At 46.7% G+C, this 18988-nt stretch carries 15 protein-coding genes, 1 tRNA gene and 1 rRNA gene; 6 read left to right on the plus strand and 11 right to left on the minus strand.

Annotated features, from left to right (window positions below; all coding sequences use genetic code 11):
- Positions 1-140 precede the first annotated feature (140 nt).
- The 3 genes from IE064_RS16785 to IE064_RS16795 all read left to right on the plus strand — a co-directional run bounded on the left by IE064_RS16785 (position 141) and on the right by IE064_RS16795 (position 3091).
- Positions 141-216 (plus strand) — tRNA-Val (locus IE064_RS16785).
- 36 nt (positions 217-252) lie between these two features.
- A 5S ribosomal RNA gene (rrf, locus tag IE064_RS16790) occupies positions 253-368 on the plus strand.
- 251 nt (positions 369-619) lie between these two features.
- Positions 620-3091: a putative bifunctional diguanylate cyclase/phosphodiesterase gene (locus IE064_RS16795; protein ID WP_189618849.1), complete on the plus strand. Its 2472-nt coding sequence runs from the start codon at positions 620-622 to the stop codon at positions 3089-3091.
- On the opposite strand, the gene IE064_RS16800 is transcribed toward IE064_RS16795, so the two are convergent.
- Positions 3039-3992, minus strand: coding sequence for an alpha/beta fold hydrolase (locus IE064_RS16800; protein ID WP_189618850.1), 954 nt, complete (start codon positions 3990-3992; stop codon positions 3039-3041). The two genes, IE064_RS16795 and IE064_RS16800, sit on opposite strands and share 53 nt — an antisense overlap.
- Positions 3993-4143: 151 nt before the next feature.
- Between IE064_RS16800 and add the strand changes: the two genes are divergently transcribed.
- Positions 4144-5151 (plus strand): adenosine deaminase, encoded by a 1008-nt coding sequence (gene add / locus IE064_RS16805; protein WP_189618851.1) that lies wholly within the window; start codon positions 4144-4146, stop codon positions 5149-5151.
- A 27-nt stretch (positions 5152-5178) separates the two neighbouring features.
- On the opposite strand, the gene hemN is transcribed toward add, so the two are convergent.
- The 5 genes from hemN to IE064_RS16830 all read right to left on the minus strand — a co-directional run bounded on the left by hemN (position 5179) and on the right by IE064_RS16830 (position 9557).
- A complete protein-coding gene (gene hemN, locus IE064_RS16810; RefSeq protein ID WP_189618852.1) occupies positions 5179-6555 on the minus strand; it encodes an oxygen-independent coproporphyrinogen III oxidase in 1377 nt (458 codons plus the stop codon).
- A gap of 216 nt (positions 6556-6771) precedes the next feature.
- The gene (locus IE064_RS16815; protein ID WP_189618853.1) at positions 6772-7236 is read right to left on the minus strand and encodes a DUF2489 domain-containing protein; all 465 of its coding nucleotides are present in this window, start codon (positions 7234-7236) and stop codon (positions 6772-6774) included.
- Between the two features lie 12 nt (positions 7237-7248).
- The gene (gene yihI / locus IE064_RS16820) at positions 7249-7767 is read right to left on the minus strand and encodes a Der GTPase-activating protein YihI (protein ID WP_189618854.1); all 519 of its coding nucleotides are present in this window, start codon (positions 7765-7767) and stop codon (positions 7249-7251) included.
- Between the two features lie 90 nt (positions 7768-7857).
- Positions 7858-8496, minus strand: coding sequence for a methyltransferase domain-containing protein (locus IE064_RS16825; RefSeq protein WP_189618855.1), 639 nt, complete (start codon positions 8494-8496; stop codon positions 7858-7860).
- A 434-nt stretch (positions 8497-8930) separates the two neighbouring features.
- A complete protein-coding gene (locus IE064_RS16830; RefSeq protein WP_189618856.1) occupies positions 8931-9557 on the minus strand; it encodes a c-type cytochrome in 627 nt (208 codons plus the stop codon).
- A 148-nt stretch (positions 9558-9705) separates the two neighbouring features.
- On the opposite strand from IE064_RS16830, the gene yihA reads away from it, so the two are divergent.
- Entirely contained in the window at positions 9706-10362 is a 657-nt protein-coding gene (gene yihA / locus IE064_RS16835) for a ribosome biogenesis GTP-binding protein YihA/YsxC (RefSeq protein WP_189618857.1), read from the plus strand.
- A gap of 572 nt (positions 10363-10934) precedes the next feature.
- On the opposite strand, the gene polA is transcribed toward yihA, so the two are convergent.
- Positions 10935-13715: a DNA polymerase I gene (polA, locus tag IE064_RS16840; RefSeq protein WP_189618858.1), complete on the minus strand. Its 2781-nt coding sequence runs from the start codon at positions 13713-13715 to the stop codon at positions 10935-10937.
- A gap of 383 nt (positions 13716-14098) precedes the next feature.
- Between polA and elbB the strand changes: the two genes are divergently transcribed.
- Positions 14099-14749: an isoprenoid biosynthesis glyoxalase ElbB gene (gene elbB / locus IE064_RS16845; protein ID WP_189618859.1), complete on the plus strand. Its 651-nt coding sequence runs from the start codon at positions 14099-14101 to the stop codon at positions 14747-14749.
- An 84-nt stretch (positions 14750-14833) separates the two neighbouring features.
- On the opposite strand, the gene IE064_RS16850 is transcribed toward elbB, so the two are convergent.
- The 4 genes from IE064_RS16850 to tdh all read right to left on the minus strand — a co-directional run bounded on the left by IE064_RS16850 (position 14834) and on the right by tdh (position 18973).
- Positions 14834-16570: a M1 family metallopeptidase gene (locus IE064_RS16850; RefSeq protein ID WP_189618860.1), complete on the minus strand. Its 1737-nt coding sequence runs from the start codon at positions 16568-16570 to the stop codon at positions 14834-14836.
- A 163-nt stretch (positions 16571-16733) separates the two neighbouring features.
- On the minus strand, positions 16734-17564 hold the full coding sequence (glpG, locus tag IE064_RS16855; protein WP_189618861.1) for a rhomboid family intramembrane serine protease GlpG: 831 nt from the start codon (positions 17562-17564) through the stop codon (positions 16734-16736).
- The gene (glpE, locus tag IE064_RS16860) at positions 17564-17869 is read right to left on the minus strand and encodes a thiosulfate sulfurtransferase GlpE (RefSeq protein ID WP_189618862.1); all 306 of its coding nucleotides are present in this window, start codon (positions 17867-17869) and stop codon (positions 17564-17566) included. The genes glpG and glpE overlap by 1 nt, the downstream gene beginning before the upstream one ends.
- Before the next feature lie 78 nt (positions 17870-17947).
- Positions 17948-18973: an L-threonine 3-dehydrogenase gene (gene tdh, locus IE064_RS16865; RefSeq protein ID WP_133038297.1), complete on the minus strand. Its 1026-nt coding sequence runs from the start codon at positions 18971-18973 to the stop codon at positions 17948-17950.
- Between the last annotated feature and the right edge of the window lie 15 nt (positions 18974-18988).

Below are 18988 nucleotides of genomic sequence, written 5' to 3' on the forward strand. Positions count from 1 at the left end.
TAACCTGTACTAATGACTCGAGAGGCTTAACCATACAACCCAGATGGGTTTTTAGCACTTCCTCCCAAGAGGTCGTGAATACCTTGAATGAATGGCAAGACTTGGTTGAAGTATGAGAACCACTACTACAGATAAGATAAGGTCGCTTAGCTCAGCTGGGAGAGCACCTGCCTTACAAGCAGGGGGTCACTGGTTCGAACCCAGTAGCGACCACCATTATCGAATGCACAGCTTTCCAAATTAACGAATTTGCTTGGTGACAATAGCATTGTGGTACCACCTGACTCCATCCCGAACTCAGAAGTGAAACACAATCGCGCCGATGGTAGTGTGGGGTCTCCCCATGTGAGAGTAGGTCATCGCCAAGCGCCTAACTGATGAAATAGCCCTGACATATTGTCGGGGCTTTTTCGTTTTTGAATCATGATTTTTTTAGCAATTTCACTGTCATTTATCAGTTCCATTTTTCAACACTGAGCCAAGGCTGGAGTGTTTTAGATCTCGATCTTTTTATAACTACATTTAAATCAATCAGAAACAAGTTGGCTTTGAATTGAGTTTATGCGTAAATTGTAATCCCTCTGGATGATCCGTCTTGTGGCTCGTGGAGTCCTTTTTTGTGAAGCTGTTGCAGCATCTCAGATCTTACTTTGTGCCCGGTATAATTCTGTTTCTTTATACTTGTTTACTGATTGGTACTTATCTATACGAACACCATCTACTGCTCACTGATACTTCACAAAAAGTCATTTCTCGTTGGACCAATGAACTGTCCAGAATGGATATGATTGTTGAAAAAACAATCAACGATCAAGATCAAACGCGTATTGAAGATGAATTATTGTTTGTCAGTACAGATCTGGACTTGAAAACATATCTGTTGCTCGATGCTACCGGCAAAATACTTTATGCCAATCATTCGATATGGCGGGGTAGTAATGCTGCGGAAGTGATTGATACTTTCTCGCCTATGTTTCAGCACCAGGTTGTTAACGCAGCCTCATTTTCGACTCTGGTCAATTATGAACGGTCATTGTTAACTATCTACTATCCACTCCAGAGTGCCCATGCTGCTTTTGGTAAATATCCACAGATTATTTATTTAGAATATGATTTATATCCGGCAATTGCTGCCGCTGATAACGTATTTAAATCCCGCTTTATTCTTTCCTGGGGGATTGTTTCATTATTGCTGTTGGTTGTTTTGGGGCTGACTTATCTATCTTTTCTTAAACCTATCAAAATACTGATAAATTCAATTGGTAAAAACGCAATCCCCATCCCTTCTTTTTGGATTGCTGAGGAGTTGGCGGTATTACAACAATGCCTGTTGCAGCACCAACAGCAGCAGAATCGGTTAATCAAGCAATTGAAGGATAACGAACAACGGTGGTTATTTGCTATTGATAGTACCCGTAACGGCATTTGGGATTGGAATATTGCCAGTCGTGATGTATTTCTTTCTGATCGTTGGAAGGAAATGCTCGGTTTCAGGCCGGAAGAAATTGCCGATAGTTTTACTGCTTGGAAGGAGCGTTTACATCCAGATGAAGCCGATCATATTCTGGCTGCACTGCAATCCTTCCTAGATGGTGAGACAGATCAGTTTGAGTTACTCCATCGATTACGCCATAAGGATGGCCATTATCTGTGGATCCTTGATCGAGGAATGATTATTGCCTGGGATAATGCAGGCTGCCCCACGCGAATGATTGGTACTCATATGGACGTTTCTGAGGATATTAATAATCAGCAAACGTTAGCCCATCTTTCGTCATATGACTCCCTGACTAATCTGGTGAATCGGAATAGCTTGATGGAGCTACTGAAAACGGCTGTGCATGTTGCTCACGCTACCAATAGCTATAGTGCCTTGCTCTGCTTGGATCTGGATAATTTTAAGATTATTAATGATGCTTTAGGGCACCATATCGGTGATCGATTATTGGTACAACTGGCTACTCGGTTATCTGACATGTTTGCAAAGCAAACTGTCGCGCGGCTCAGTGGCGACGAGTTTGTCATATTGCTTAATAACATTAGTCAGAATGAAGCGTCAGCGACAACCAAGGCATTAATGATTGCAGGTGAGTTGCGGCATGTTATTGCGGCAAGTTTTAACATTGACGGCAGACAGCTACATGTTTCGGCCAGTGTAGGTATTCACCTTATAAATACCGTGATGGAACTCAATGCTGAGGAGTTACTACGCCGGGTTGAAATGGCGATGTTTGCTGCTAAAGAAAATGGCCGGGATGGCTGTGTGGTATATACGGCAGAGTTAGAGCAGCGTACCAACCAGAATTTGCTGCTGCAGAATGATCTACGTAATGCCATCAATCAGCAGCAATTGAGGCTTTATTATCAACCCATTGTGCAACGTGATGGCAAAATTGTCGCGGCAGAGGCGCTTCTGCGCTGGTGCCATCCCAAGCTCGGTTTTGTTTCTCCGGCGGAATTCATCCCTGTTGCTGAACATAGTGGGCTGATCATTGAATTGTCCCGGTGGGTTATTGCTGAGGCGTGTCGTTTTATTAACTCCCTAGCAGCAAAAAATTGTGTTATTCCTCGGATTTCCATCAATATCAGCGCCAGACAATTTAATCATATTGACTTTGTTCCAAGCTTTCTCAGTGCAATTGCAGAATTTCAGGTTGCACCAGCCCAGCTGCAACTTGAGTTAACTGAACACTTGCTGCTTACAGATTTGTCGGTGATCCAAGATAAATTTGAAGCCTTGCGACAGGCTGGAATCGCGGTTGCGATTGATGATTTTGGTACTGGTTATTCATCCTTGAGTTATCTGCAACACTTGTCTTTGACACAACTCAAGATAGATCAATCCTTTGTCAAACAGATAGGTTGCAGTCATAAAGCAGATGCGATTGTTTCTACCATTGTGAACATGGCACATGCGCTGGAATTACAAGTTGTCGCGGAAGGTGTGGAAACGCCAGAGCAACGACAATTTCTGTTAAATGTAGGTTGCGATAGTTTTCAAGGTTTTTTGTGGAGTAAACCGGTTCCAGCAGCCTCGTTTACTGAGCTGTTAACGCAGGAATTTCTGCAGCCAGAGCATGGCAATCAATAAATCCGAAAAACTGCTGAAGCGTGGCATCTCGATAGCTATCTTTTTCGATGAGAAGCTCGTGGGATGCATCCGCTATCACCTTTAGCTGAGTCATTGCGCCAATAGCACGATGTTGCGCTTTGTTGTCCACAATTTGATCATTACCGGCTTGAAGGATCAATAACGGCGTAGTGCTATTTGATGCGGCAATCTGTCTGGCTCGCTCACTAGCTAATAGACTTTCGAGCAGCCATTGGTTTGTGGGCGAACCTAGCTGGATTTGGGGATATTGCTGGTACAGCTGCAAGAGTCGTTCATAACGTTCAGTGCTGTGGGTCAGTTGATTTTTTTCAAAGGTGATGGGCTGATAATTGTGGCCCCCTGGTACATAGTTGGGCTCTTTCCCCGGAGCATAGTTATTTAGGGTTTTTGCGAGCCATAGAATGAAACGACGGGGCAACGGTAGCTTAATGCCATACATTGGTGCACAAAAAACGGCCGCACTAAATACTGCTTGATGACGTTCTAGGTATAGCGTCCCTATTGCACTGCCCATGGAGTGACCTAGCAGAAATAACTGTGAATGCTTTGCAGGTTTTACTACGTGTTCAATGAAATGCTCAAAATGGTCTACGTAACGACTGAAACGATCAATATGGCCTTTATGAGGGTTACGGGTCAGGCGACTAGATAACCCTTGGCCAATATGATCAATGGCATAAACGCTATAACCTTGTTGGTAGAGATCATAGAGCGTTTCTTGATACTTGAGGTAGCTCTCTACTCTGCCGTTACTGACAACTATTGCTTTATTTGATTGTGGATGCCGGGCAAAACAGTAAGCGAGCGATAGACCATCTTCAACCAGTAGCTGCGACTGCGTCACTTGCTGCCAGAACAGCGTTAAATCTGTTTTATCCATGCTCTAGCATTTTCCATTGCATTAGTAATATTTGGGGTCATCAGTGTATCAGAGCAACAGCATTTCCGAGAGTTTGGTTTTACAGACTGCTATAACGCCATGCTAGAATAGGTTGCACTTTACTAATACTCATAACAAAAAGGTAGTGCACATGATTGACGCTACAATTCCCTTGGTGGATTTACACCGCCATCTTGACGGTAATGTCCGTATTGAAACTATCTGGCAATTAGCTCAGCAGCATGGCATCTCTTTACCCGTAACGTCAGTCGCGGCATTACGGTCAATCGTGCAGGTCCAGGGAACAGAAGCAAATCTATTAGCTTTTCTCAGCAAACTGGATTGGATGGTGGCTGTGCTGGCCGATCTGGATGCGGTTAAGCGGGTCGCTTACGAGAACGTAGCGGACGTCGCACTCGCCGGGCTAGATTATGCAGAGCTGCGCTTTAGCCCCTACTACATGGCACAATCTCACGGATTACCGTTACAAGGTGTAGTGGAGGCGGTGATTGATGGTGTCCGGGATGGCATGAAACAGTATCCTGTTGCCATTAAACTGATTGGTATTATGTCGCGCTCTTATGGCGCAGCGTGTTGCTTACAGGAATTGGCAGCGCTACTGGCGTGTGCTGACCGCTTGGTGGCAATTGATTTAGCGGGTGACGAGCGGGGATTCCCTGGGGGGTTGTTTACCGAGCACTTTAAGCAGGTGCGGGATGCCGGATTACAGGTTACCGTGCATGCTGGAGAGGCTGCGGGCCCAGAAAGCATCTGGCAGGCGATTAACGAGCTCGGTGCTAGCCGCATTGGTCATGGTGTCAACGCGGTATCCGATCCCCCGCTCATGGAGTACCTCGCTGATCATCGAATTGGTATTGAGTCGTGCCCAACTAGTAATCTGCACACATCAACCGTTACTTCTTATGCAGGACATCCATTACGTGCATTTATTGAGTCAGGGATCTGTGCGGGATTGAATACCGATGATCCAGGGGTCAGTGGTATTGATATTCTGCACGAATACCGAGTGGCTAATACTGAGATTGGCTTGAATTCTGCTCAATTGCGACAGATCCAGCAACATGGGGTAGAGATGGCATTTTTGTCTGATAGCGAGCGCCGAGCTTTATATGACCGTTGCAAAAACAAAGCCGACTGACGTCGGCTTTGTTGCAATGGCGGCGGGTTAAATTACTCGAGAGAATTGCTGCTGGCGAGCTTTCTCACGGAAGTACACGTCAAAACAGATACAGATGTTACGGATCAACAGACGGCCGGTAGGGCTGACTTCGATTTTACGATCTTCGATAGTCACCAGCTTATCGTCGATAAAGGTCTGTAACAGCTTCAGATCTTCTGCGAAGTATTGTTCAAACTGAATCCCTAACTGCTGTTCCATCTTCGCCATGTCCAATTCGAAGTGGCAGATGAGCTGCTTGATCACCGCGCGGCGGATTTCGTCATCACGGTTCAGTTTGCAGCCTTTCCACAACGCATGGCCTGTGGCTTCAATCGCTTCATAGTAAGGATGAATATCTTTTTGGTTCTGTGCGTAGCAATCGCCAATCTGGCTGATGGACGATACACCAAGGCCTAACAAGTCGCATTCCGGTTGGGTCGTGTAGCCCTGGAAGTTACGATGCAGACGGCCTTCGCGCTGTAATTTCGCCAACTCATCATCAGGTTTGGCAAAGTGATCCATCCCGATGTACTGGTAACCCGCGCCAGTCAGTGTTTCGATGGTGTATTGCAGAATCTCCAACTTCTGTTGTGGCGTTGGCAGATTCTCTTCTTTGATTTTCCGCTGAGCAGCAAAACGTGCCGGCAGGTGTGCATAGTTGAATACAGATAAACGATCTGGCGACAGCTCCAGAATTTTGTTAATGGTTTGGGCAAATGTTTCTGGTGTCTGGTAAGGCAAGCCGTAGATCAGATCCACGTTAGTAGAAACAAAGCCCATGGCTTTGGCTTTGTTGATCAAGTCAAAGATAAACTGTTCGTCCTGCTCACGGTTAACCGCAACCTGTACCTCTTTATTGAAGTCCTGTACTCCGATAGAAATACGGTTAAATCCGGCTTCTTTCAGCGTATCTAACATGGACAGTTCGATTTCACGCGGATCCACTTCAATAGAAAACTCGCCTTCATCGGCAAAATCAAAGTTTGCTTTGAGCAGTGAAGTCAGGCGTAGAATTTGCTCGGGTGACAGGAACGTCGGTGTACCACCGCCCCAATGCATCTGGGTGACTTTGTAATGCTTGAACAGTGGCGCACGAGTCACAATCTCTTTTGCCAGATATTCAATATACTGATCCGCCTTGTGCTGATGACGAGTCACTATCTTGTTACAACCGCAGTAGTAACATAGCTTGGCGCAGAACGGCACATGGACATACAGCGACAGATGTTCGCCTTTACTGTTGGCAATCGCCGACAGTAAATCGCTTTCAGTAAATGATTCATCAAACTCCAGCGCGGTGGGATAAGACGTATAACGTGGGCCGCTGTAGTTGTACTTTTCGATCATCGACTGATCCCAACTGATATGTGTGGGCTGCTTCAAGGCGAGTCCTCCGACAGTAATTTAGCAATGGGCGAAGTATGCGGCTTTATTAGTCTAATAACCTTGATCAAGGTTGAAAAAAAACAATCAGCCAGCAGGAAAGTAGCGAATATCCATGAAAAAGACGGCCATGTCTGCCGCCTTTTCCGGGTTTTGTGCACCGACTCACGCCATGTAACTGAGGAGTCAGAAACTTAACGGCTGTAAAAAGCATCGTTAATGAGTGACGGGTTCGAACTGAGTCATGCGCTTGGCTTCTAGCAGAATGTTTTCCTGTAAGGCAGACTCTGATTTCATCCGTTGCAAGTCTAGGCGCATGCGCTCCTGCTTCTGCAGTTGCGTCCGAGCATCGCGTATCGGATGGCTTTTAATTACCTCAAAGTGTTCATAAAAAGCAGGGAATTCACCAGACACTCGCTCTGTCAGCGACAACAGCTCAAACAACTTGGCAATACGATAAACCCCTTCAGAGATTTCACAGCGGTCTTCTGTCATCGCGGCCGCAATATACCGGATATCGCCCAGCAGTTCTTGCCGTTTCTGCTCCAGCGCTTGTTGTTGAGCTTGTAGCGCGGCTTTGTTTGCTGCTGTTTGTTTTTTCAAGCGCAGCAACAAGATTGTCGCATACATACTCAGACCTGCGACAATCAGCATGGCGATGATAATCAGAACAATCTGCAAAACGACTCCAGTTTACTCTTTCTGATACTGTTGTAATTGTGCTACGCCAGCATCAAATTTATCTAGCAAAGCGTCATCATTGTCATCACTGACAATATCAGTATCATCCAGATCTTCAATACCCAGTTTTTGCATCAAGGCTTCAATTTTTGCTAATTGTTGCTCCAGCCACTGCTGATCTGCCGCAGATAAATCCCGGCCTTCTTCCAACATATCCAGCAATTGATTCAAGCGTGGATCTTCTTCCAGTTGTAGCAATCTCTGTTCATCTGTCAGCTTCACTTTCGCTACTTTGGGCTGACTGGTTACCACTTCCGCACCCAATGTCACGGGTTTTTTGCTACCAATACGAGGATCTTTTGCCGTCTTTGAGCTCTTAGCCGTAACATTGCCAGCTGGGTTTTGGCGGCTACCGGCTTTGTTTCCGGAATCCTGTTTTTTACGCGCAACGACTCGCTCTGATTTTTTGGTTCTTGGCGCATGTTTGGGGGCAGAATCACCTGCTTTACGCGTTTTCTTAATTCGGGTCATAACCTTCTCGACGATAAACTTAATGCTTCAAGCCTGGTTGCATGCTAACGGTTACTCACCATGCGTTACCGGGGCGCGTGTTATAGCAAATTATGATGCTTTTTGCATCAGAACAAAGTCCTTCTGTGCAAATATTAATTGTAGACAGCTATGTGCTGCCAAATATGCAAAGGTTTGTGGCTGATAAAAGCTCACATGGGTGGGATTGTTTTTGTAATGCCATTTGGCAAACATTGCCGTTGACTGCAAGAGTGGAGTCGAGATTGCCAACCAACCTCCAGGCTTCAATGCTTGCACAATTATCTGCCATTCTTTAGCGGGCAGGTGGAAATGCTCAAACACCCGGTAGCAACTGATAAAGTCGTACTGTCGCCGTAATAACTGATGTTCTGGTGCAAAAAATGGGTCGTACTGGTGTAGTTGGTGTCCCGCTTGCTGTATGGGCAGCAGCAATGCCGGGGCTAAGACTCGGCCAAAATTTAGACCTTCCAAGGTGTTGGATTGCAGCGTTTGCAGCTGCTGCAACAAGGTCGCAATGAATTGTGCCAACTGCTTTTGTTTACCATCGCGACCGGCTCGACCATAGCGCTGTTTCTCTGCGGCAGGCAATAGGTAACTGCCTGGCGCTGCAAATACTAATGCACAGGTCTGACACTCAAAAAAATGACGACGACGATTGTCAAAGACCTGAGAGATACTGTCGTGGTGGCAGAGCGGGCAGTGTTGCATCAGATACACAGGTTGCAAAAAAGATATTGAGATTATGCCATAAAAAAGCGGCAGTAGCCTGCCGCTCAATCGTGGTGTCCAACACCTGATCCATTGACCAGCTGTCCTTGCTGTATGAAACGACTCTCCCGGTCAAATCCCTATTTTTTGTCTCGCTTCCTGCGCGTCGTTATTGGTAGTCTATAGACTTTTCTGGGGGTGAGGCGGTCTCCGCACTCATCAGCGTTGATGTGTGATTGCGGCACATCAACAAAAAACGTCCATCCGTAACGCCAAGCAGACCATCCTTGTCTGTAATGCAGAGCCAACCGACATTGATTATTTTTAGAGGTTATCGGCTCAGGGGCATCTGTATTCGCTGCCCATTAGAGACAATAATGTGATCTATGTCAAGCACTTTATGTTTACGTAAACGTCAACATAATAATTTGTCATCAATCTGTCGGCATCTGAGCGATATATTCCGCCAATGCCTGCATATCCTGAGCGGTCAATTTGGCACTGGTATCCTGCATCATTCCCTGATAGTCATCTTTACGATCACCATGTTTGAATTTTTGCAGTTGTTCAACGAGATAGTGTGGTGTTTGTCCTAGCAATGATGGAAATCCAGCCGCCGCCATCCCTTTGCCATCCGGCCCATGACATGCTGCACAAGCGGCAATATCTCGTGATAAATCCCCACCTTCAAATAAATTTTTACCTGCATCATCCGTCATAGCTATGGGCTTGGTTGCTTTGTGCACCGGTTGATTTGCATAGTATTGCGCCAACTCTGCAATCTCTGCATCGGACAATGTTGCCGCCATGCTGCTCATGATGGGATCGGCGCGGCCCTCTTTATTATTGCTTTGTGCCGCTGCGCGAAAGGCTTGCAGTTGACGCTGCAAGTATAGGGTTCGCTGCCCGGCTAGCGTTGGATACTCTTGCGCTAAACTATTCCCGTCAGTACCGTGGCAACCGCTGCAAATTGCGGCCTTCTCTGGCACAGTGGTGGCTTGCACCGTAAATAAACCTGAGGTCAGTAACAGTGTTGATCCCAAAAATAGACGTATTTTCATAACAACCAGCAGTTAAGTTTCTGAGACTGACTGCAGCCAGCCATTGACGTGGTAATATGACACAACTAAATCATTATTTTAATCAAATCTGGTTTGTCGCACAGCCATGATGGCGATAACCACTATCGTTTACTGATGGAGTTGCCCTTTGACGACCCGTATCAATTTTCACAAAACTCGCTTTTTGATCAGTGCGCCGGATATTGCGCATTTGGAACAGCATTTGCCACAATCTTCAGCCATAGAGATCGCGTTCGCTGGGCGCTCTAATGCGGGCAAATCCAGTGCGTTAAATGCACTTACAGATCAAAAAAGCCTAGCAAGAACCAGTAAAACGCCAGGGCGTACCCAGTTGATAAACGTATTTGCTGTTGATGAATGGCGTCGTTTGGTGGACTTGCCAGGGTATGGTTTTGCTCAGGTTCCTCAAGCGATGAAACTGAAGTGGCAGCAGGCTTTGGCAGAATACCTGCAACACCGGGAATGTCTTGGTGGCGTGGTAGTGTTAATGGATATTCGTCATCCTTTAAAGGATATGGACCGGCAGATGGTGGAGTGGTCGGTGGCCAGTGAATTACCGGTGCTGGTGTTACTGACTAAGGCGGATAAGTTGCCTCAAAGTGCGCGCATGAAAACCGTCAATGAAGTGCGTAGTGCACTAAAAGCGCTGCAAGGCGACGTGATTGTTGAACCTTTCTCGGCACTGAAAGGTACTGGTAAAGAAAAAGTGCTGTCAATCCTCGACAACTGGAGCCATCCGCAATGGTTACTGGATGCTATCAACTCTTCTTCTCCCTCCGAGTAACGTATTGTTATTCCGTTAAGAATAAAAAAAAGCCGAGGATCAATAGGATCTTCGGCTCAATACCATTAGCTCTTTTGGGGAGAAGCTAAATTTTCAACAAGACTCAAGTACCACCAAATTTGGGGTCTGATGGTAACGTTGAGCAGAATAGCGCAGATTAACTACAAATTAAAGTAATTGCTCTAATCTAGGTGCAAAAAAATAGCCCCGGCAATTGCTTGCCGGGGCGCCAGAATTTGGCATCACTTAAAAGTGAAATAAAGGTCTGAAAGATAGAACATCTTAACCTCTGTACCCTACGGCCAGAATAATAGCGTATTAGACGTAATTTTGAAAACAGTTTTTTGTTTTGCGTATAAATAATGCTTTATTGATCACATATGACAGCCAATTATCAGTGTGACTTTCTCTATTATTCTGTTTTTAATGAAGTTATTGGTAATTTCTACGGATTGTAACAAAGAGATATTGATAAATTTATCAGGAAAATAGTGAGATTTTTGTACTTGATTGTTGCGTAAAAAGTAAAAAAGCTGCCATCAGCAGCTTTTTTAGGAGACTAAAGATGACGATCAGTGTGCCTGTTCCCAACTATCGCCGATCCCCGCTTCTGCCAATAAGGGCACGTGTAGATCAGCGGCGGCAGCCATAAGTTTGCAAACCTGTTGGCGCAACTGCTCGGCTTTATCTTCATTCACTTCAAATACCAATTCGTCATGTACTTGCATGATCATGGTGATATCGTCATTGGCTTCCTGTTCGATCCACTTAGCAATGTTGATCATGGCTTTTTTGATGATATCCGCAGCGGTGCCTTGCATAGGGGCATTAATCGCTGCGCGTTCGGCAGCTTGGCGACGCATGGCATTACGATCACGAATTTCGGGCAAGTACAGGCGGCGACCAAAGAGTGTCGAAACATATCCCTGTTCCGCAGCCAACGCGCGCGTCTGTTCCATATACTTTAAGACGCCGGGATAGCGCTTGAAGTATATGTCGATATAGCTTTGCGCCTCGTTACGCGGAATATCTAGCTGCCGTGATAAGCCAAATGCTGACATTCCGTAAATCAGGCCGAAATTGACAGCTTTAGCCCGGCGTCTTTGTTCTGGTGTCACAGTTTCAAACGCAACATCAAACACTTCTGCGGCTGTGGCGCGGTGAATATCTTTACCTTCGGCAAAGGCCTTGAGCAATCCGGCATCTTCTGAAAGATGTGCCATGATCCGCAACTCGATCTGCGAATAGTCTGCTGCTAGGATCTTGCGTCCAGTTGGGGCTATAAATGCTTGACGGATCTTGCGCCCTTCTTCGGTTCGTACTGGAATATTCTGCAAGTTAGGATCGCTAGAGGATAAGCGGCCTGTTGCGGCATTGGCCTGATGATAGCTGGTATGAACCCGCCCGGTTTTGCCATTGACCATCAAGGGCAGTTTGTCGGTATAAGTGCTTTTAAGCTTAGTTAGGCTACGGTGTTCCAAGATAATTTTGGGCAACGGATAGTCCAATGCTAGCTCTACCAGCACTTCTTCGGCAGTAGATGGTGCGCCTTTGGGCGTTTTTTTGATGACCGGATACCCCAGCTTTTCAAAAAACAACTCTTGTAGCTGCTTGGGTGAGCCAAGATTAAATTGCTCACCCGCAACTTCGTAGGCTTTTTGTTCTAATGCATCGATTTTACGTGCCAGTTCATCGCTTTGTTGTGATAACAGCATGGTGTCGATTAACACCCCGTTACGTTCGATTTGCGACAACACTGGGATCAGTGGCAATTCAAGTTCATTAAAAACTTCTGCCAACCCTTGTTCTTTTTGGAGTCGAGGCCACAAGTGTTGATGCAAGCGTAAGGTGATATCGGCATCTTCGGCCGCATAAGGTGCGGCAATATCTAGCGGAATTTGATTAAAGGTCAGCTGTTTGGCACCTTTACCGGCGACGTCTTCGAAACTGATGCACTTATAGCCGAGGTACTTTAATGCTAGCCCGTCCATATCGTGACGTGAAGCGACCGAATTGAACACATAAGACTCCAACATGGTATCAAACTGAATACCTTGCAGCTTAATTCCAGCATTGGCCAGAATGCTCATATCGTATTTGAGATTCTGCCCTACCTTCCGGATTTGCGGGTCTTCCAGCAATGGCTTCAGTTGCGATAACACATAATCTTTGGTGAGTTGCTCTGGGGCGCCGTCGTAGTCATGGGCGACAGGTAGATATGCGGCTTCACCCGCGGTAACCGCAAAAGACAGTCCCACCAACTCAGCATCCATATAGTTAAGACTGGTGGTCTCGGTATCAATGGCGATCAATGGCGCTTTACTGAGTTTCTTCAGCCAGCGATCCAAGGCGTCTTCGGTAAGAATGGTTTCGTAGTTGGCTTCTATTGCTGTTGACTGTGAGGGTTCCTCGGGTACAACGGTGGCAGCAGCACCAATGCTAGTGTGTTCGTGCTTAGGGTGTGGTAAGCGATTTTCCAGCACTTCACCCAACCAACGTTTAAACTCCATCTCGCCGTAGAGTTTCACCAGTGCATCACGGTCAGGTGCTTCAATGTTGAGTTGCTGCCAGTCCAGTTCCAGCTCGCAGTCGGTCTTGATGGTAGCAAGTTGGTAGGAAAGCTCTAACATCGACTTGTGTTCATTGATTTTGGCTGCCATGGATTTAGCGCCGCGGAAGGCCAAGGTTGAAACACATTCTGGGTCAGCCAGCAACTGCGATACGCTGCCTGCGCCTTGTAACATCGCCAGTGCAGTTTTTTCTCCAACGCCAGGTAATCCAGGAATGTTATCGGCTTTATCTCCCATCAATGCTAATAAGTCGATGATTCGGTCTGGACCAACACCAAATTTTTCGCACACTTCTGCAGGCCCCAGAATAGTGTCAGTCATGGTGTTGATGAGGGTAATATTGGTGTCAACCAACTGCGCCATATCCTTATCGCCAGTGCTGATGAGAATGGCTCTGCCGGCTTTGCTAGCACGCAATGCTAAAGTACCGATAACGTCATCGGCTTCCACTCCTGGTTCACAAATCAGCGGTAAACCCAACGCTTTGATAATTTGGTGAAGCGGTTCAATTTGGCTACGCAGATCATCCGGCATAGGTGGGCGATGGGCCTTATACTGCTGGTACATTTCGTTGCGAAAAGTCGGCCCTTTGGCATCGAACACCACCGCCATTTGCTGTGGTTGAAATTTGCTCAGTAAACTTCGCAGCATGTTCACTACGCCATATACCGCACCAGTGGCTTCACCCTTAGAGTTGGTTAAATGTGGCGGTGCGTAATAGGCGCGGTAAAGATAAGAAGAACCATCCACAAGGATTAAGGGATTTTCAGCAATTTTTGGCATAGTGGCTTAGTATTGTCTGCATTTAGAAGGCTTTTAAGCATGCCACAACAGGAGATTTTCAGCCATGACAAATTGCCTCGCAGCCTGTGGATAAGTCTGTGAGTTAAAAAATACATAAAATAACGGCAAGATATGGAGTAAGCAGATCTCGTTATCTAATATTTTGATTTTTATAGATTATTTTATTTTTTGTGAGCTGGCTTCTGTTTTGTGTAAATCTTCCCGGTTGTGGATTTCTAAAAATTCCTTTTCCAGATTTACGGCGGAGGCTGAAGGTCTTCAGTACTCGCTGGAATAGAAGAAATAAATTAGCATGATTTTTGAGCGGATCAACACTTGTATAACCATTTATTAAACATAAATGACATAAAAGGAAATTTTTAATGAAAAAAATCGCAGTGCTGTTAAGTGGTTGTGGTGTTTTTGATGGCAGTGAAATTCATGAAGCGGTGCTGACACTGCTGGCGCTCTCTAAAGCTGGTGTCAGCTATCAATGTTTTGCGCCAGATATTCCACAGTTGCATGTGGTGAACCATCTCAGTGGTGAGGTTGTATCTGAGCAGCGTAATGTGCTGGTTGAAGCGGCTCGTATCGCCCGTGGTGATATTAAAGCAACGGCAGATTTAGAGGTCACGGCATTTGATGGGCTGATCATTCCCGGCGGTTTTGGTGCTGCTAAAAATTTGTGTGATTTTGCACTGGCTGGAGCTGACACCACATTGACTCCAGCAGTCGATCACTTCATTAGGCAGTTTATTGATGCCAAGAAGGTGATTGGTTTTATCTGTATTGCACCTGTGATGATCCCAAGGTTATATGGCAAGGGAGCCAAAGGAACTATTGGTTCGGATGCAGGCACGGCTAGCGCTTTTTGCGCCATGGGCGGCGAGCACATTGAGGCAACGGTTGCGGATATTGTGGTGGATAATGAGCGCAAAATCGTGAGTACTCCCGCGTATATGTTGGCGGGATCTATTGCCGAAGCCAACACTGGTATCGAAAAGCTGGTGACAAAAGTGCTGGAGTTGGCGTAACGGACGATGGCATAGTGTTGCACTAGTACAGTTGAGCAATGTAAAGCCGTTCTTGGATGAATGGCTTTACCTGTCTTCTATAACTCAATCGCGCTCTTTAGTGGGCTTCTTTTCCGTTACTACTTGAGCCTTCCGGGCTTTTTCCCATGCCTGATAAATCGCGAAATGGGGTCTGTCTTTAAGAATGTACTGCTGCGGGTCGACTTGTACACGCGCCGCAGCGCCAACGTTCAGGCTGCCTTGTCCTGCCGGCATATCAACAGTGTGAAGTTCTCCATCTACCATCACTTCGACCGGCATTGGAAAGACCGATTTAGTTTGCAACCAGCGCAGTTGTAACAGCTCCCCGTTACGGTTTACTGCGAGTTTAGGAAGTTGCGCCTGATACAGATAATTGTCGAAGAACCAGTGCATATCTTGGCCACTGATGCGATTGACAATCTCAATAAACTCCTGCGTGCTGCTATAGCGCGGTTTGAAATTGCCTGGCTGTGGGGTTGCGGTGCCATAGACTAATTCGCGTACTGCCTGGAAAAATTTATCATCGCCCAGATAGTGCCGTAACGTATGCAGTACCAGGGCACCTTTGTTATAGATATCTTGCCCCGGGCCGCGTTCAGGGTCGTAGACCGATTCTTCTGTTTGCGATTGACCGGATACTACCGCAGCCTTGTTGGTTATCTTGGCGCGGATTTGGTACAGTTCGGCAGCGTAAGCCATATTGCCCCAGAGATACTGTGCATAAAGTGGCTGCATGTAAGTGCCAAACCCCTCATGTAGCCAATAATCATCCCAGTTGCTATTTGTTAGCTGGTTGCCAAACCATTCATGCGCTAGTTCGTGTTGCAGTAAACCATCGTAACCAAAAATGCTTTTAGCGTAGCCGTTACCATAGGCATTGATGGTTTGATGTTCCATTCCAAGATATGGCGTATGTACCACCCCCATTTTTTCATTAGCAAATGGATAAGGCCCAATCATCTGCTCAAAAAAGTCCAACTGTGTTGGAAATTCGGCAAATAGTGCTTTGGCTTGCTGTTCTTCTCCCTTCAAATACCAAAAATTCATTGGATAACTGTTGCCAAAACGACTGTGATAAGTGGCTTCCAGTTTTTCATAAGGGGCGATATTTAAAGCAATGGCATAGGTGTTGGGCTGGGCGACCTGCCAATGATAAGTGCGCCAGCCATCATTTTCGGTCATGCCCTTGAACACGCCGTTTGACGGCGCCACTAATGGCGCAGGCACAGTAATATATAACTCAGCCGTGTCGGGTTCTCCGGTTGGCTGATCGATGCACGGCCAGAATAGATCACAGCCCTCACCTTCAACAGCCGTGGCAATCCAAGGCTGACCATCTGCGGTTTTGGACCAAACAAACCCGCCATCCCAGGGCGCCTTTTTGGCAACATGGGGGTTGCCAGCATAGTCGACGGTAATTGTGAACGCATGATCTAGCGCGACAGTTTCTGGCAATTGGATAAATAGCCGGCCTTCTGGATTCTGCCATTGGGTATTGGGTAACTGTGCCTGGTTAAACATCACTTGGCTGATGACCAGTTGCGGATCTAGGTCCAAAGATAAACGAGTTAACGCGGCTTTAGCTTTAAAGGTCAATATTGCATGACCGGCAATCCGTTGCTGCTCCGGAAATACCTGCCAATGCAGCTCAGCTTTGCTGAAATGAAGATTTTTTTGCCCCTCTGGCATTTCACCACCGGAAGATTGAGTAATCGCAGTTAATTGTGTTTGTGGTTTTTTATCAGCGTGTTGGGCGCAGCCTACCGCTACAAGCACCAACAACCAAAGCAGATTTTTCATCGCATGGCATTATTGAGAAACAAGGTATTAACATTACCGGGAAGGTCATGATTGTCCAAGAGACCAATGTGGTCTAGATGTCTCTTTGTTGAGGTAACTAACTAATTCTAAATATATTTAAACGTTTTGTGAAATTTGTAAAAGAATGAAACAAGCACAGATACTATTTCCGGCCGTCGAGCCAGCCTTGTGCCATGCCGACTAACAGCCCTGCCAGATGTGCACCATTGGCAATGCTTAGACCAAACATGCCAGTAAAACCAAATGCTAACCAGAGCAGCATAAAGCCCACAATAGCAGGCTGAACCTCAATACCAGCGGTGGGTTTCAAACGGCCCATTATCCAGCAGTAACCGAGCAGTGCATATACCACTCCTGATAGCCCCCCAAAATCGGGCCCAGCAACAAAATATTGCACCAAGTTGGGAAGCGTTCCGGCAACGAGCAACAGCAGTAGTAAAGGTTGGCTACCAACGCGGTTTTCAACGCGCCCCCCCAAAATCCACCACCACATTAAATTGAACACAATATGTAATGCGGAAAAATGTAACAGACTTGGGGTAAACAGCCGCCACACTTGGGCTGGTGTGGCATCGGCGGAGCTGCCAAAGAAACCGAGGGCATTAAATACCGCCTCTTCACCGCCCAGATTCATTGCAGCAAAAATAATGATACAGGCCAACATCACGACTAGCGTGAGCGGTCCGGCTCCGGTAATAAGTTGACTGAATAGCTGCAGCGACGGCGCACCATAATCTGGCGCTTGGCGGTTATCGCCATGTTCCCAAGAGGCTTGGCGATATTTGTTATCACCTGGATTGCGGATAAAATCGAAGAATGCCTGGCGCGCGGCTTCAACCTGTTCTGCGTGTTTAACACAGATAGCAACGCCTCGCTCTAGGTGCACCATTTGGCATTCGATGCCTTGGCCGCGCAGGTAGTCAATCAGCGCCAGTGCAGCTCTTTCATTGGGGAGTCGGCCAATTTCCAGCATCAGTCGTACCAAGGCCAGGCGGCAAAACCACCTTCCAGACTGTACACTTCGTCAAATCCCTGTTGATGTAGGTATTCTGCGGCGCTCTGACTGCTGATGCCGTGATAGCAAACAACCACTAGGGGTTTTTCCATATCTGCTTGAGTCATAAATTCTGCCAGATTGTCGTTACCAAGCCTGACTGCGCCCGGAATGTGACCTTTTTCATAACTGGCAACATCACGAATGTCGACGATTTGCACTTCAGCTTGCTGTTGCTGCAATTGTTTCAGTGCTGTGGCAGAGATTATCTGGTAGTTACTCATGTTGATCCTGAAGATGTAAAAGTGATTTGTATCACATTTTGCATCAGGGCACCGCATCCGTACAGTGCCCCGTGACCGTTAATCCCAGTTAAGGATGACTTTACCTGACTGACCAGAGCGCATGGCGTCAAAGCCTTGCTGGAAGTCATCAATTGCAAATCTGTGGGTAATCACCGGTGAAATATCCAAACCCGATTGGATCAAACTGGCCATTTTATACCAGGTTTCAAACATTTCTCGTCCGTAAATGCCTTTGATTACCAAGCCTTTGAAGATCACCTTGCTCCAGTCAATGGCCATCTGTCCAGCAGGAATACCGAGCATGGCAATCTTGCCACCGTGGTTCATGGTATCCAACATGGCATGGAACGCTGATGGTACCCCGGACATCTCCAGACCCACATCAAAACCTTCCGTCATTTTCAGGTCTTTCATTACCTGTTTCAGATCTTCTTTGGCAACATTTACCGCACGGGTAGCTCCCATTTTACGCGCCAGTTCCAGCCGATATTCATTGACATCGGTGATCACCACATGACGGGCACCCACATGTTTACAGATGGCCACCGCCATGATGCCGATAGGGCCAGCACCGGTGATCAACACATCTTCGCCCACCAGATCAAATGACAGTGCGGTATGCACCGCATTACCAAAGGGGTCGAAAATGGAGGCCAATTCGTCGCTGATGTCTTCTGGGATGCGGAATGCGTTAAAGGCCGGAATAACCAGATATTCGGCAAAGCAGCCTTCGCGGTTAACTCCAACACCAAAGGTATTGCGACACAGATGTGTGCGTCCAGCACGGCAGTTGCGACAATGACCACAGGTGATATGACCCTCGCCAGATACTCGGTCACCCACTTTAAAACCGCGCACTTCATCACCCACGCCCACAACTTCACCCACATATTCGTGACCGACCACCATAGGCACCGGAATGGTCTTCTGTGACCACTCGTCCCAGTTGTAGATGTGTACATCGGTACCGCAAATAGCGGTTTTGCGAATTTTTATCAGCAGATCGTTGGGCCCCATGGTGGGTTCCGGCACATCGACCATCCAGATACCCTGTTCGGGTTTGAGTTTACTGAGAGCTTTCATCATTTATTCCTGCAA

It is taken from the genome of Shewanella fodinae (assembly GCF_014651955.1).
GTDB classification, from domain to species: domain Bacteria; phylum Pseudomonadota; class Gammaproteobacteria; order Enterobacterales; family Shewanellaceae; genus Shewanella; species Shewanella fodinae.

Bases quoted from the DNA above. Each gene is read 5' to 3' on its own strand.
- IE064_RS16800 (WP_189618850.1), bottom strand. From the start codon at position 3,992: ATGGATAAAACAGATTTAACGCTGTTCTGGCAGCAAGTGACGCAGTCG.
- add (WP_189618851.1), top strand. From the start codon at position 4,144: ATGATTGACGCTACAATTCCCTTGGTGGATTTACACCGCCATCTTGAC.
- yihI (WP_189618854.1), bottom strand. From the start codon at position 7,767: ATGACCCGAATTAAGAAAACGCGTAAAGCAGGTGATTCTGCCCCCAAA.
- IE064_RS16825 (WP_189618855.1), bottom strand. From the start codon at position 8,496: ATGCAACACTGCCCGCTCTGCCACCACGACAGTATCTCTCAGGTCTTT.
- IE064_RS16830 (WP_189618856.1), bottom strand. From the start codon at position 9,557: ATGAAAATACGTCTATTTTTGGGATCAACACTGTTACTGACCTCAGGT.
- polA (WP_189618858.1), bottom strand. From the start codon at position 13,715: ATGCCAAAAATTGCTGAAAATCCCTTAATCCTTGTGGATGGTTCTTCT.
- elbB (WP_189618859.1), top strand. From the start codon at position 14,099: ATGAAAAAAATCGCAGTGCTGTTAAGTGGTTGTGGTGTTTTTGATGGC.
- IE064_RS16850 (WP_189618860.1), bottom strand. From the start codon at position 16,570: ATGAAAAATCTGCTTTGGTTGTTGGTGCTTGTAGCGGTAGGCTGCGCC.
- glpG (WP_189618861.1), bottom strand. From the start codon at position 17,564: ATGCTGGAAATTGGCCGACTCCCCAATGAAAGAGCTGCACTGGCGCTG.
- glpE (WP_189618862.1), bottom strand. From the start codon at position 17,869: ATGAGTAACTACCAGATAATCTCTGCCACAGCACTGAAACAATTGCAG.
- tdh (WP_133038297.1), bottom strand. From the start codon at position 18,973: ATGAAAGCTCTCAGTAAACTCAAACCCGAACAGGGTATCTGGATGGTC.